Origin of the sequence: Tardiphaga sp. P9-11 (genome assembly GCF_008329525.1) — a bacterium.
Lineage (GTDB): Bacteria > Pseudomonadota > Alphaproteobacteria > Rhizobiales > Xanthobacteraceae > Tardiphaga.
Genome location: NZ_NPKQ01000012.1, coordinates 77,018 through 89,047, shown reverse-complemented (window position 1 = coordinate 89,047; position 12,030 = coordinate 77,018). Strand labels below are relative to the sequence as shown.

Annotated in this window: 16 protein-coding genes, 1 tRNA gene and 1 other RNA gene; 7 read left to right on the top strand and 11 right to left on the bottom strand. The window is 59.8% G+C overall.

Going from position 1 to position 12,030, the window contains the following annotated elements:
- Nucleotides 1-48: 48 nt before the first annotated feature.
- Nucleotides 49-401, bottom strand: a transfer-messenger RNA (tmRNA) gene (gene ssrA / locus CIW50_RS26380).
- A 38-nt stretch (nt 402-439) separates the two neighbouring features.
- Entirely contained in the window at nt 440-817 is a 378-nt protein-coding gene (locus CIW50_RS26375) for a hypothetical protein (RefSeq protein WP_149534126.1), read from the bottom strand.
- A 171-nt stretch (nt 818-988) separates the two neighbouring features.
- Here CIW50_RS26375 and CIW50_RS26370 point away from each other — a divergent pair.
- Nucleotides 989-1,078: transfer RNA gene (locus CIW50_RS26370), tRNA-Ser, on the top strand.
- 458 nt (nt 1,079-1,536) lie between these two features.
- Entirely contained in the window at nt 1,537-1,698 is a 162-nt protein-coding gene (locus tag CIW50_RS29240) for a hypothetical protein (RefSeq protein ID WP_172980472.1), read from the top strand.
- Between the two features lie 391 nt (nt 1,699-2,089).
- Here CIW50_RS29240 and CIW50_RS26360 read toward each other — a convergent pair whose 3' ends face one another.
- The 3 genes from CIW50_RS26360 to CIW50_RS26350 form a co-directional block, all read right to left on the bottom strand.
- On the bottom strand, nt 2,090-2,800 hold the full coding sequence (locus CIW50_RS26360) for a hypothetical protein (RefSeq protein ID WP_149534124.1): 711 nt from the start codon (nt 2,798-2,800) through the stop codon (nt 2,090-2,092).
- Between the two features lie 544 nt (nt 2,801-3,344).
- Complete coding sequence (locus CIW50_RS26355) at nt 3,345-3,566, bottom strand: hypothetical protein (protein ID WP_149534123.1); 222 nt, start codon at nt 3,564-3,566, stop codon at nt 3,345-3,347.
- Between the two features lie 768 nt (nt 3,567-4,334).
- Nucleotides 4,335-4,922: a hypothetical protein gene (locus CIW50_RS26350; protein ID WP_149534122.1), complete on the bottom strand. Its 588-nt coding sequence runs from the start codon at nt 4,920-4,922 to the stop codon at nt 4,335-4,337.
- Nucleotides 4,923-5,611: 689 nt separating this feature from the next.
- On the opposite strand from CIW50_RS26350, the gene CIW50_RS26345 reads away from it, so the two are divergent.
- Both CIW50_RS26345 and CIW50_RS26340 read left to right on the top strand, forming a co-directional pair.
- Nucleotides 5,612-5,866, top strand: a complete 255-nt coding sequence (locus tag CIW50_RS26345; RefSeq protein ID WP_149534121.1) for a hypothetical protein — start codon at nt 5,612-5,614, stop codon at nt 5,864-5,866.
- A 167-nt stretch (nt 5,867-6,033) separates the two neighbouring features.
- Entirely contained in the window at nt 6,034-6,837 is an 804-nt protein-coding gene (locus CIW50_RS26340) for an outer membrane protein (protein ID WP_149534120.1), read from the top strand.
- Nucleotides 6,838-6,904: 67 nt separating this feature from the next.
- Here CIW50_RS26340 and CIW50_RS26335 read toward each other — a convergent pair whose 3' ends face one another.
- Nucleotides 6,905-7,129 (bottom strand): hypothetical protein, encoded by a 225-nt coding sequence (locus CIW50_RS26335; protein WP_149534119.1) that lies wholly within the window; start codon nt 7,127-7,129, stop codon nt 6,905-6,907.
- 202 nt (nt 7,130-7,331) lie between these two features.
- Here CIW50_RS26335 and CIW50_RS26330 point away from each other — a divergent pair, with 202 nt between their 5' ends.
- The gene (locus CIW50_RS26330; RefSeq protein ID WP_149534118.1) at nt 7,332-7,520 is read left to right on the top strand and encodes a hypothetical protein; all 189 of its coding nucleotides are present in this window, start codon (nt 7,332-7,334) and stop codon (nt 7,518-7,520) included.
- A gap of 8 nt (nt 7,521-7,528) precedes the next feature.
- Here CIW50_RS26330 and CIW50_RS26325 read toward each other — a convergent pair whose 3' ends face one another.
- Nucleotides 7,529-7,759 (bottom strand): hypothetical protein, encoded by a 231-nt coding sequence (locus CIW50_RS26325; RefSeq protein ID WP_149534117.1) that lies wholly within the window; start codon nt 7,757-7,759, stop codon nt 7,529-7,531.
- Nucleotides 7,760-8,049: 290 nt separating this feature from the next.
- Between CIW50_RS26325 and CIW50_RS26320 the strand changes: the two genes are divergently transcribed.
- On the top strand, nt 8,050-8,916 hold the full coding sequence (locus CIW50_RS26320) for a LysR family transcriptional regulator (protein ID WP_149534116.1): 867 nt from the start codon (nt 8,050-8,052) through the stop codon (nt 8,914-8,916).
- 50 nt (nt 8,917-8,966) lie between these two features.
- On the opposite strand, the gene CIW50_RS26315 is transcribed toward CIW50_RS26320, so the two are convergent.
- The 4 genes from CIW50_RS26315 to CIW50_RS26300 form a co-directional block, all read right to left on the bottom strand.
- On the bottom strand, nt 8,967-9,275 hold the full coding sequence (locus tag CIW50_RS26315; RefSeq protein ID WP_149534115.1) for a DUF930 domain-containing protein: 309 nt from the start codon (nt 9,273-9,275) through the stop codon (nt 8,967-8,969).
- A gap of 203 nt (nt 9,276-9,478) precedes the next feature.
- Nucleotides 9,479-9,736 carry a hypothetical protein gene (locus tag CIW50_RS26310; protein ID WP_149534114.1) on the bottom strand — a complete coding sequence of 86 codons (258 nt, stop codon included), beginning with the start codon at nt 9,734-9,736 and terminating at the stop codon, nt 9,479-9,481.
- 81 nt (nt 9,737-9,817) lie between these two features.
- Nucleotides 9,818-10,039: a hypothetical protein gene (locus CIW50_RS26305; RefSeq protein WP_149534113.1), complete on the bottom strand. Its 222-nt coding sequence runs from the start codon at nt 10,037-10,039 to the stop codon at nt 9,818-9,820.
- Between the two features lie 64 nt (nt 10,040-10,103).
- The gene (locus CIW50_RS26300; RefSeq protein ID WP_502707545.1) at nt 10,104-10,796 is read right to left on the bottom strand and encodes a Spy/CpxP family protein refolding chaperone; all 693 of its coding nucleotides are present in this window, start codon (nt 10,794-10,796) and stop codon (nt 10,104-10,106) included.
- A gap of 194 nt (nt 10,797-10,990) precedes the next feature.
- On the opposite strand from CIW50_RS26300, the gene CIW50_RS26295 reads away from it, so the two are divergent.
- A complete protein-coding gene (locus CIW50_RS26295) occupies nt 10,991-11,980 on the top strand; it encodes a hydroxyacid dehydrogenase (protein WP_149534112.1) in 990 nt (329 codons plus the stop codon).
- Nucleotides 11,981-12,030 lie beyond the last annotated feature (50 nt).

The window sequence follows — 12,030 nt, the reverse complement described above, 5'->3', positions numbered from 1 at the left end:
GCTCCTCGCTCCGCAAATTAAAAGCCGCGCCAACCCGAAGGTTGACGCGGCCATGGCCGTTCTGTTGCAAGGTGGACCTACCCCGAACGGTTACGCCGCGAGGCGCACTTCGTTCATGCGAACGTTATCGTTTGCATTTAGGTTTTGACCCGATAACGGCGGTATCATGCCGAGCACAATTCACAACTTCTTCGCGGCCATCGATCCTGTTTCGCCCCCGCCTGAGCAGCCCGTGCATTTCACCATCCGGCGAAATCGACCTCACTTGGGTGAAGCCGCGAGCTGCTGAGGTGGAGGCGCCGGGTACTGCCCCCGGGTCTGCCCGCAGTCCATTGAGAGGTTCAGCGCCATCGTCTTGCGACAAACCAGATATAGGCGCGATTGCAGGCGAAATCTAGGCTCGGTTCGCCCTGCTTTCTGGGCGGAATGCCGCTGGCGGCTAGCCTTTCTTAGCGGAACTCTTTTTGGCGGCGGCTTTGGCCGGCTTCTCATTCACGGGCTTTGCCTTTGCCTGTTTTTCCTTGGCTGGCTTTTCCTTGGGTGCCTTGGTTTTTGCGGTTTTGGGTTCGGTAACCGGAGTTTCGGCTGACAGCGCATCTGCCACCTGAAGCTCGGTCCCCTGTGTCCCGACCGCCTGAACCTCGGCAGTCTCATCCCGGAGAGGCTTCGCGACAGGCATCTTCTTTGTCGCAGGCGCAGGCTTGCTCTCCGCGAGTGTGGCGCTCTTGCCGGCCTCCTTGATCAGCCGCTGCGCGGCCTCGAACTTGGCCTCGCGCATCGCACGCAAGGCGTCGGCACGCGGTGTCGGGTTTGCCATGGTGGTCTCCGTCGTTCAGAATCGTCAGGCCCTGCTTAGCACGCCCACCCCGCTGGCACCGACCGCTCTTGAGAATCGCCCTGTCCCTCAGATTTCAGCGCCTGTCCCACCGTCCCGGCGCAATCCTCTCTTTCCCTCGGCAGGCCGCTTTGCTAAGCGCTGTCCCACGACGGAAAGGTGGCCGAGTGGTTTAAGGCAGCGGTCTTGAAAACCGCCGTGCCTGCAAGGGTACCGTGGGTTCGAATCCCACCCTTTCCGCCAAATCCCCAGTCAACATCTTGAATTTAAACACATTTAGTTTCAAGCGCCGGGTCAGCGCACATTTCAACGTACACTCGAATCCACTTGGGTGCGTTGCTGCTTTTTTCGCCGCAGCTTGAACTCCGAACGGCCAATCAGGGCTGAATCGGAGAAGAGAAATGTCGGACGAACTTAAGTGTCAGTACTGCCATGGAACGGGCCAGCGCGTTGAAATGCAGCCCGCTAAATTAGGTGAGAAGCTACCGCCCTATGAGCCGTGTTCGAGCTGTGGTGGATCTGGCGTTCCACCTAAACCGCTCATGGTGTGGCGCCGCCGCAGATCCATGCGGCGCGTGGCAGAATAAGGAACAACGGAGCCCGCCGGTTTACGCCAGCCGGCGGCCTCCTCCCTTTCTTTCCGTGAACCTTCCCGGGCCGCCTGCGACAAACTGTCCAGTCAGCAGAAATCGGAGGGTGACATGACCGTTATCGAATGGCTTTCAACACCGCAGGTTCCAACAAAGCAGCAACGAGCGGAGTTCGACTCCGGCATACTTTTGTTCTGCGGTATTGGCCTTTTGCTCTCGCTCGCAGCCATGCTGTTTGGATGGTACGGCCTACCCGGCGCTGTCGGCTTTTGACCCAAGAGCCGTCGGGACCGGTCCTGCCAGCTCAGCTAAGCCTGCTTCGATGACACCGATCTCGCCTGTAACGGCGTTCATAGGCACACTGAAATCGAAGCCCGTTCGGCCACGCAGATCAGCCGCAAGTCGTTGGCGATGATCCAGCAGGCCGACCAGCGCGTCTCGATCCCCAACCCGGACGTATGCGCTGACAATGAGCTCAATTGCTGATGCCACTGCCGCCTCCAAAGAAAACCCGCCGGGGACGAATCCGGCGGGTCTGTCTCGTCGTCTACCAGCTAGCGGTACGCATTACTGACCCGCCTTTTGAATAGAATGCGCTCAAATTGTTAAAGAAGGATCCGCGACCAATGCCCGGGACAAGCCCGGGCATCGAAAGAGTTGACGGTTAGCGACCGAGACTCACGCCGTCGAGCCGAGGCCGGACCATGGCTTTTTGCTGCGGCGTCAGACCATTCAGCGTCGGGTAAACGCTGAAGTCAGGGATCGTGACGCGCTGTTCGATGCGACTGGATCGGGGCTTACTCACCTTGTCCTTTGGGTACGGTTCTAGCTCCCCGTCATATTCGTTGCCGAAGCCTTGATGCTCATGGCTTCCGACGCCGCACAACGACGGTTCGTCGTCGACATTGCCGCCAGACGAACCGTCGCCGTGCTCGTTCTCCGGCTCGGCGCCGTCGTGCTCGTCTTCGAGATCCAATGAACCGCCGGCCGACCACCGCGTCTGGTCCGTGTGTGTGTACATATTGACCGAGCCAAGGCTCGGCTCGGCTTCGGCATCGCCGCCAAGGACGTCGTCACCCTCGCGTTCGTCAGTCCAGTCGGTGATGCCCATGCGGTGACCGTCATGCGCTGAAAGCCCGCAAAACGACGCCTCGCGTTCGTCGTCATCGCAAGGGACGTCGTCCGCGCCTTCCTCAAGCTCCCGGCTGACATAGGCGTCCGTCTTGTCGAGAAACTGGATAAGCCGGTCGATCTCGTCCCGGGCGTCCTTGCGGAGCTGCCCGATGGCGACGAAGACTGTTTCCGGTGTGATGTCGGTCTTGAAGTATCGAGGCGCATCCTGGGGGCTCCCAGGCTCGTGATGGGTGGTTTCCATGGTGGCTTCTCAAGGTCGGCCGGTTTTTCAGGACCGGGGAGCATTCGCTCCTATAGCGGGCGACAGGCCAGCAAGCCGGGATCTGAAAACTTGCCTTGAGACAAGCCGATGCACTTTTAAGCCGCTAAGCTCTGGACATGGCGCACCGATCCCGGCCATGATGGCCAGGTTGGTGCACCGCTAAGTGCATCCGTGGCGTCGTCGAGCCCGCCAAGGCCCTTCAACGCTTCAGGCCGTCAACCCCGCCAAGGGTTCACGCGCCGATATCAAGGTCAGGGTTTTCAGGCCCGCTGACAGCATCCACCTGATTTGCGAATTTTTCAATCACCATTCGCCCTCACCGGGCGCTTTGGCGCGTCCTTACGTGCTATGATTGCGCTGGGGACCCAGGGCTTTCTGATGCTGCATCGAACCGTGAGTTACGACGTGCGGGAGGTTGAGCCCGGCCTTTGGCGCTGGGGCATCCTTGCCGGGAACGGCCTGGTTAAAGGGCCGCGCAAGCACCGATCGCGCGAATTGGCAGTCGAAGCGTGCCTTGCAGAGATCAACAACGGCATAGAACGAGGCGGGCGACATAGCCGTCCGGCGCTGTAACGGCGTGACGCTTCGTTACGTGACCGTGCGCGGGGCCTAGAGTCGTCGCCTGAGCGAGGCCAACCTTTACGGCATTGGCCTTCTGTGCGAAGTTTCCGATTGCTGCGACGATCAGGTCTTGCTGATGGTCCTCCGCCTTGAGGATGGCTTTCAAAACATTGCCGATCTTCATTTCGACATTGGCGAATGCGACAAAGAAGCCGCCTAAGGCGAGCTTTCCCGCGTCTTTAGGTTCTAACCCTGACATGCCGGCACTGATCTGGTGAACATTCGCGTAGATTACACAAAACCCGCCGGGCGGACTAGGTCCGGCGGGTCTTTAGTCGCGGTGTGAGTTCGAAGGCCGCTTGAAATCAGCCTCCGCTTCAATGCTTAAAGAAGCGTTCGGGACACGTCCGAGGCGGTCTGCAGCCCACATCATGGGAGAGGCTTCACTCTGGCGATCTCGCAGGAAGCGGCCGTAATTGTAGCCGGTCGGATCGTCCCACAGAGACTCGCCCTCTGCCCTGCCGACTGGATCCTTGGGGCCGGCAATGGCCTGGATGTCGGCTTAAAACAAGCATTGTTCTTGTCGTGGAGTAGTCCGTAGGATTAATGCAGAAAATTGAAAATACCGTAACTTTTACAGTGTCCTTCGGTTGACACCCTTTCCGCCATTTGTCGCATCATCCTCTGTCGGACGACATGATCGATCAATCCGAACCAACGACGCCCGCTGAAACACTCGGCTCTCTCAAGCCGCCGCGCTGCGCGATGTGCCGGGCGCGGATGACATTGCTGCGGAGCGAGCCCGATGCCGGCGGTGGCGACAAGTGCACCTTCACCTGCCCCAAATGCGAATTCGTGAAGACCAAGGTCATCGGCGGGCCGCCCGATCTCAGCCGCCACAGGCCGCCCAAAAAAACACGACGGCCCCAGACGCGTTAGGCCGCTTGAGAGATCACCGCGGTGGCTGTGCCGCCGGGAGCGGAGCGCCGCCGACCGAGATGGCGCCGGCGGGACGATCGGCAGGGCGCTTGCGCGGCGCCGTGGGTGCCGGACGCGCCGCTACTGGCGCAGCCGGAGCTGCGGCCATGGGCGCTGGCGCCGCAGCGGCCGGAGCCGGCGGGGCGAGAACGCCCCTGCCCTGCAGCGTATCGATCTTGGCGGTCAGTCCAACGACCTGGGTCGTGAGGCCCTGGATCTGATCGGACAGGCGCTTCAACTCTGTCTGCTGCGCCGTCAGCAGTTCGGTAGCAGCCTGGATCGAGCTTCCAGTCTGCTGCTGGAACGCTGCGAAATCAGTCGCGCTGACGCTGCCCTCCGCCGCGCTCGCCAACACCGGGGCGTTATCTCTGAGCCCTGTGCTTCCTGTCACTGCCTGTGTCATGTCGGTCAGTGCGTCGCGGTAGTTCAGCCAGAGATATCCACCGCCGCCTGCGAGGATCAACAGCACGGCGACAATTCCGAACGGGCCAAACGACCTGCGCTTGCGCAGCGGCACAGGCGGCGGCCCGACATTGATCTCGTTATTGAACATATCGGCCAAGGGAGATCCTAAACTTGCGACATCCGATCCTACGACTCGGGGCGCGAGACAACCGGTGCGATTCCTTGAAGCGTATGTAAGCAAAAAATCCACCGGGGTGAACTGCTGCGAGTAGGTAATCCCCCATGTCCCCTCATCATGCCCACACTCGTACGCCTTCAGCGCCCGTTAACCCTGCGTCGGGCTGGCGTCGCCTCCCTACCGCCGCATTGTCATCGCCGTCGCGCCGCTATCGCTCGTTGCGACTGCGTAAAATGTTGCAACGACGCATCACTACAGCTCCGAATGAAAAGCAGACCGCGAATCTCTTTGACTGTGCGGCCCCACGTGCCGTCTGTAGTTCACGGGGTTATAAGGACTACTATGATGATTGAGACCGTCACTGCACTCTTCGGCTTTCTCAGCGCCGGCATTCTGGCCGCTCACGCCTATGACGGTTACCGCGCCCGCTTTTAAGCGCACGACAATTTCGCGACACCGCCGCTCGGCCATCGCGCAGCTCGGCTAGTTGCTGCGCTTGCAGCCACCATGTGGCTCTATCGAGAGACCCGGCCTCGACGAAGGCTGTCTCCCACGAAACAAGACTGAAACACGATTCTCCAGAACCTGCTTGAACGCACCCGACGGGGGGAGCGACTGATGGGCAGGGACACAGCAAGGCGCTCGCGCCCACCCAATGGAGAATATCTATGTTTCGCAACATAACCCTCGGACTGATCGCTGCGGCCTCGCTCGGTGTGGCCGCCCTCGCCCCCAGCGCTGCGTCGGCTCACGGCTGGCATATCGGTGGCTGGCACGGTGGGTGGGGTGGCTACGGTCACCACGCCTTCTATGGCGGGCCGACCTTCTATGTCGGCGGCCTGACTGATGGCTGCCTGCAGCGCCGCGTCGTGGAAACCCGCCGCGGGCCGCGCGTCCGGACGGTCAACGTCTGCGCCTACTGATCACATCAAGTTACGGAAAGCCCGGCCGCCCAACGGCCGGGCTTTTTGCTGCCCTACTCAGGTATTGTTCTGCTTCTGTTGCCCCCCGGTGACAGCCAAGGTCAGCGTTTCCAGCTAAAGCTTGTGTCGAATTCGCTCAATATCTTCAGAGCGATGGAAGGTCCTGGATGCGAACGCTTTGGCTGGCCGCGATCATCGCAGCGTCGGGCGCGGTGAATGCCGCCGCTGCCGACCTGCAGTCGCGTGTGTGGACCAAGACGCCCGCGGCGACCGAAGCAGGCTATAACTGGGGCGGCTGGTATGCCGGCGGCAACGCGGGCGGTTCCTGGGGCCAGAGCAACGTCTCCAACGCTTTCGTCAATGGTACCGCGCCGATCGCAAACCAGCAGGCGATTACAGCGGCCTCGCCGCGGCTCAATCCCGATGGCTTCACCGGCGGCGGTCAGGTCGGCTATAATCATCAGGTGGACCGCTGGTTGTTCGGCGTCGAGGCCGACGCGAACTATTTCGGCCTGAAGCAGTCGCGCGGTTTTGCAGCGCCTTTCCCGACCGGCGGTTCGTTCACGACCACAAATTCCGTTACGAGTGATTGGCTGGTCACGCTGCGCCCACGCGTTGGCTATACAGTCGATCGCACGCTTTTCTACGCAACCGGCGGCCTCGCGCTCACCGAGTTGAATTTTGCCTCCTCGCTAACCGACACGACCGGCCAGAATGAGGCTGCATCATTGTCGAAGACCGTGGCGGGATGGACGATCGGCGCCGGCATCGAACACGCCTTCAGCAAGAACTGGTCGGCGAAGGTCGAATATCTCCATACTGATTTCGGCAAGCAGTCGGTGACGGCACCGGTCTTCACCGGCCCCGGTGCAGCAACCGGCATCATCGCCCACGATATCGACTTGAAGACCAATACGGTACGCGGCGGACTTAACTATCATTTCGGCGGCCCGTCGGTCGCCCGCTACTGATCGGTGCAAACGAGCTCTAAACAAAAAGCCCTCGTTCGCGAGGGCTTTTTGTTTAGAGGGATGACGATCAGCCAGTCAGCGCCAAGACGCGACTTTCGACCGGATACGGCTCCACGGTGATCGTCCAGCGCAGTGGCCAGCAAGTCAGATCCGGACGAACGGCGTGAACATAGCCGTTGACGAAAACGCTGTCGGCATCGTCGCTGAATCGCTCGTCGATCAGCTCACCATGAAGATGCGCCATCCGGCAGCGGCGCATCTGCGCGTATTTCGTCGTCTCGTATTTGGCCAATTCAGGCCTCCCTAACGTCGCAAAGTCCTCACGGGAACTGTCGGCGACTCGCGGTTAAAAAAGCCTCAAACGGATCCGCGACGGTATTGGGCTAGAGTGCGCGTATCAAAAATGCGCAAAGCCCCCGACTTTCGTCGATCCGATTCACGGCTGCTTCAAGAATGCAGAACAGTGTGGCGCTAATATTATATTGGAGCGTCCCATGTTCATGATTGCGAGCATTCTGACGGTCGCTGCCGGTGTGTTTTATGCAGCGAGTATCAACAACAGCAGATGGGCGATGCAGGTGTGCCACTACGGCGACATATTCTGCATGAACCCGTCATGGCTGGTGATCGCTGCCATCCTGTCCATCATCTGGGCCTTCTTCCTGCGTGTTGATCGACTGTAGTCGATCAATCAGCAGATGGCCTGGTCCGCGACGAGTTCAGCAGGCTCGAGAATTCGCCGGCGCGGCGTCAAACGCAGCGATTTCGACGTGGCACAATGCGGACAGCCAAAGGTGCGAATTTCACCGCCCTCGTCGTCCGACTCGATCTTGATCAAATAGACCTGAGTCCTGCAGTACGAACATTTCAAATGCTCGGTGCGAATGTTGTCGTTGAGATAAGCGCCGCAGGTGCCGGGCATCGGCAGTCTCCGAATATCGAGGACAGCTCACTTGGACTTCCGCAGTTTTTCACGCGCGAACCAAGCGCCGGACGTGCAACTTTTAATTGTTTAAGAAAAATTCTGCACGGTCAAGAAATGGAGGCCGTGTTTAAATACCTTATTCCAGCTTAATTATCCAGATTGCGGGTTCCACGCGATACGTCTTTTCACGCAGTTTAGAGTATATCTAAATTCTTCGATTGCGGTTCATTGTCATACAACTATAGATATTGATGAATCGATCTGTTCGACGATCCTGGAATGTCGCAATGCACAAGCGATATCAGCCGCTCAACATCCCCATCGAGATCATCCGCACCGTTGTAGCGATCTCCGAGACTGGCAGTTTGACCAAGGCGGCCGAGCGGCTCGGCCTGAGCCAACCGGCCGTCAGCTCCCAGATCAAACGCATCCAGACCATGGTGGGAGGTAACCTCTTCACCAAAACGGTCAATGGTACGACCGTCACCCAGCTCGGCAAGCTGGTCCTGCACCAGGCCCGCCGCATCCTCGAGGCCAACGACCAGATGTTGCGGATCGGCGGCGCGGCGTATCATCCGCAGCCGATCCGGTTTGGATTGAGCACCCTGTTCGTGCGGGAATTCTTCAGCCATCAAACCGCCCAAAGCCTGGCCAACCTGATCATTCACACTGACAATTCGGTGGGCATCACAAAGGGCCTGATCGACGGCTATATCGACATTGCCTACATCCTCGAAAATCCGGAGATGAGCAGCGAAATCCTGCACCTGATTGTCAACGAGGCAGACGAGGAATTCGTGTGGGTACGCGCGAAGGACTTCGTCCTCAGTCCGGGCGCACCTATCCCGATCCTGACCTGGCCGGGCGACGATCTGATGATCCGGACGCTGACGCGCCACGGTCTGTCTTATAAGATCGTATTCAACAGTCCCGATTATCACGCCAAGCTGACAGCTGTTGAAAGCGGTATCGGCATCGCCGCGATCCCGAAGCGGATGATACCACCTACGCTCGTCTGGGCGCAGGAATACTATCTACCCCACCTGCCACCCGTCAAAGCCCTTCTCTGCGCGCGCTCGAATCTTGAGACGACACAGAGCACGGACCTGCTCAATGAGATCTCATCACGCTTTTTCAAGTCACCGGGGGCGTGAACCTGTAGTGCCGCCGCGGGCGTAAGCCTGAATACGAGCTACTTTGGCCGTCAGCGCGGCACCAGATAGTGTTCGTCCCATTCGCCGCGCGGCACTTCAGCGCCGAGTTGATAGGCGAAGGACTTCACTTCGAGCCCGTCAGCGCTGGTCTCGCAGACATAGGACAGCCTGTACCACTTGCCCCCGCTGCGAACCGCGCCGCCCGGCGCCTTGATCTGGTTGCCGCGAATGACCGGATCGGCAAACGCGTAGGCAACGAACTCGTCCGGCTTGTATCCCTTGTGCTCGCGGCCCACGGAGCCCATCGCGCGCGCATCGCAACGCTGCTCCAGACGGGTTTCCGGCGACAATTTGAGCATCTGATCGGTCCGCGACGACGCTGCATGCACGGAAGATTGGGCAGCGACGCCGATAAAGACAACAACTGCGAACACTAGTTTTCTCATTGCCTTAGGCCAATTACCTTATTTGACTTGCGAAGATTTTGTGGCGCGAACCTACCATGTTCGCACATGCAAAAAACCCCGCTCGTATTACCGGCGGGGCTCTAAATTCGGAATCGTCAGCCGATCCGTTTGAATGTCAGCAGTTGATGAAATTCCGATGGCAAGAATAGGCGGCCACCGAGGCCAGAGATACTGACCCGCCAACCCGCATCGTTGAGCGTCCGAGCCTGCGCAACGGCAACATCAGGAATGATCCGGTGCGTCACCATACTCTGGTCATTGCGGGTCGCGTGGATTGTAAAGACATCGCCCCGCCGCGAAGCCGCAGGAACATCGGTTGCTTCAGGATCACTGTCAGAGAACACGGTCGCCACGCCAGTCTCCATCTTCACCAGTCAAAGCCTGATGCGATTGTGCGACGCACATGGTTAACCAATTGTTACAACGGCGTGCCGTCAGGATTTGAAAACGCCCGTGATCTTGTTCCAAAGCGATGAACCGTCGTCGCTATCGTGTTTCGACCGGTTGGGCTGCGTCGCACTCACGGGATCCGAAGCCGGGAAACTGTCCTTCAGGCCGGTCTTGAGCTCCTCATAAGTCTTGCGATCAGCACGTGCGGCTTCCTTCACACCTACGGCATATTTGTCGTGCGGTGCGGGATCGAACTTCTCGGCCATGATCGTCTCCTCCATCGGTGGAAGAAAAACGTCCCTTTGGCCGAGAGGTTCCTCGTTGCGGCATTTAGTCGAGACCGCGCTCGCGGCTAAGGCCGACCATCTCCTGAATGAACAGTGCCTTCTGCTTGTCATCCAGCGTGGCGAAGAGCGGCTCCGCGGCATCGGCCACGGCACGCTGATCGACGGCGCGATCATTGAGGAACTGGGCCTCGTTGCGCATCTGCTCGATGATGTCATCCGGTGGATCGCGCTGGGCGCGGGCGATGCGCAGCTTGAGCCGCTCGGCGCCGTTATTGCCGAGCGTATGCATGGCGTTGCTAAAACCTGCCCAATTCTTTTCCTGCTCTGGCGTCAGGTTGAGCGAGGTCTTGATGCGGGTGATGTTGGCATCGCTGTTGGCGACGATCTGCTCGGCGGTCAGTTCCGGCTCCGGCGCGGGCTGAGCGCCCTTCTTGCCTTTTTTCGCGGCCTTGGTCTGTTTGGCGCTCGACTGCCCGCCCACGGGACCGCGAACATTGTTGTTCGACGGCACACCCAGCACGCCGCCAACCACGCCCACGACGCCGCCGATCGCCCCACCCAAAACTCCGCCAATCGGGCCGGCGGCACGATTGCCGTCTCTGGCGCCCTGCTGCACGCCCTGCACTAGCCCCTGGGCGTAAACCACCGCGGAATTTCCGAGCAGCAAAACCACAGCAACGCACAGCGCAGGACGTAGCGGTCGACGTGTGCGCTTGGGCAAATTCATCTCGGTCATCAGCACCTCCCTCACTGCAATTTCGCGGCGCAGCAAATCACTTGCAATCACCGACAACCATAGGGGCTTCGACGCGGGCAAGTCCACACGCGGCATCTCCGCCGGCGGTAGACCTCGTCGCGCCAAGCCTGTTAGATGAACCGCGCGGCTTCCGGGTACGCGCACAACAACATGGAATGCTTCAAGGGGTGGAAATGGCGACCAACAAGAAGAAACTTCTGATCACCGAGTCGATGTCGACCCAGGGAATGGACCTCTTCAACGCACGCGAAGACATCGAAGTGGTCAAATTCAGCAATCTGATTTCCGCTGCCGACTACATCAAGCTGATCGAGCAACACGCACCGGTGCATGGCACTGCACTCGGCGCCACGCGGTTCGGCGAGCCCGAACTCGAAGCCTGCAAGGACATGAAGGTGGTGGCGCGCATCGGCGTCGGCTACGACGCGGTCGATGTGCCGGCGCTCAGCAAGCGCAAGGTGCCATTGATGATCGCGGGTACCGCCAACTCGCCTTCGGTGGCCGAACAGGCGCTGTTCATGATGCTGACGCTTGCCAAGCGCGCGGTCGAACTGCACGCCATGGTCAAGGAGGGCAAATGGGCATCGCGGTTCGGCGCGCTGCCATTCGACCTGTTTGGCAAGACAGTGTTGGTCGTTGGCTTCGGCCGCATCGGCACCCGCACCGCCAAGCGCTGCCAGGCGATGGAAATGAACGTGCTGGTTTACGACCCCTATGTCTCGGCCGATACAATCAAGGCCGCCGGCTGTGAGCCCGTCACCGATCTCGACGCTGTCCTGCCACGCGCTGACTTTGTCAGTCTGCATTGCCCGAAGACCCCCGAAACGACTGGCCTGTTCAACGCAGCGCGCATCGCCCGCATGAAGCCATCGGCCTATCTCATCAACACCGCACGCGGCGGCATCATCGTCGAAGCCGCCCTGCATGATGCGCTGGTATCGGGCAAGCTCGCCGGCGCCGGGCTCGACGTGTTCGAAGCCGAACCGCCACCGCTCGGTCACGCGCTGTTCGAACTGCCGAATGTGATCATCGCGCCGCATGTCGCCGGCGTAACCCGCGAAGCACTCGACCGCATGGGCGCGCAGACCGCGCGCAACATGCTGAGCGTGCTCGATGGCGAGCCGATCAAGCAGAATGCCGTCAACGCCGACGTGTTCGGCTGAGCCGACAATTGCTGGCGCGGATGAGTGATCCGCGCCAGCAATCTTACAGT

Bases quoted from the DNA above. Each gene is read 5' to 3' on its own strand.
- CIW50_RS26375 (WP_149534126.1), bottom strand. From the start codon at position 817: ATGGCAAACCCGACACCGCGTGCCGACGCCTTGCGTGCGATGCGCGAG.
- CIW50_RS29240 (WP_172980472.1), top strand. From the start codon at position 1,537: ATGACCGTTATCGAATGGCTTTCAACACCGCAGGTTCCAACAAAGCAG.
- CIW50_RS26360 (WP_149534124.1), bottom strand. From the start codon at position 2,800: ATGGAAACCACCCATCACGAGCCTGGGAGCCCCCAGGATGCGCCTCGA.
- CIW50_RS26355 (WP_149534123.1), bottom strand. From the start codon at position 3,566: ATGAAGATCGGCAATGTTTTGAAAGCCATCCTCAAGGCGGAGGACCAT.
- CIW50_RS26345 (WP_149534121.1), top strand. From the start codon at position 5,612: ATGTTTCGCAACATAACCCTCGGACTGATCGCTGCGGCCTCGCTCGGT.
- CIW50_RS26340 (WP_149534120.1), top strand. From the start codon at position 6,034: ATGCGAACGCTTTGGCTGGCCGCGATCATCGCAGCGTCGGGCGCGGTG.
- CIW50_RS26330 (WP_149534118.1), top strand. From the start codon at position 7,332: ATGTTCATGATTGCGAGCATTCTGACGGTCGCTGCCGGTGTGTTTTAT.
- CIW50_RS26325 (WP_149534117.1), bottom strand. From the start codon at position 7,759: ATGCCCGGCACCTGCGGCGCTTATCTCAACGACAACATTCGCACCGAG.
- CIW50_RS26320 (WP_149534116.1), top strand. From the start codon at position 8,050: ATGCACAAGCGATATCAGCCGCTCAACATCCCCATCGAGATCATCCGC.
- CIW50_RS26315 (WP_149534115.1), bottom strand. From the start codon at position 9,275: ATGCTCAAATTGTCGCCGGAAACCCGTCTGGAGCAGCGTTGCGATGCG.
- CIW50_RS26305 (WP_149534113.1), bottom strand. From the start codon at position 10,039: ATGGCCGAGAAGTTCGATCCCGCACCGCACGACAAATATGCCGTAGGT.
- CIW50_RS26300 (WP_502707545.1), bottom strand. From the start codon at position 10,796: ATGACCGAGATGAATTTGCCCAAGCGCACACGTCGACCGCTACGTCCT.
- CIW50_RS26295 (WP_149534112.1), top strand. From the start codon at position 10,991: ATGGCGACCAACAAGAAGAAACTTCTGATCACCGAGTCGATGTCGACC.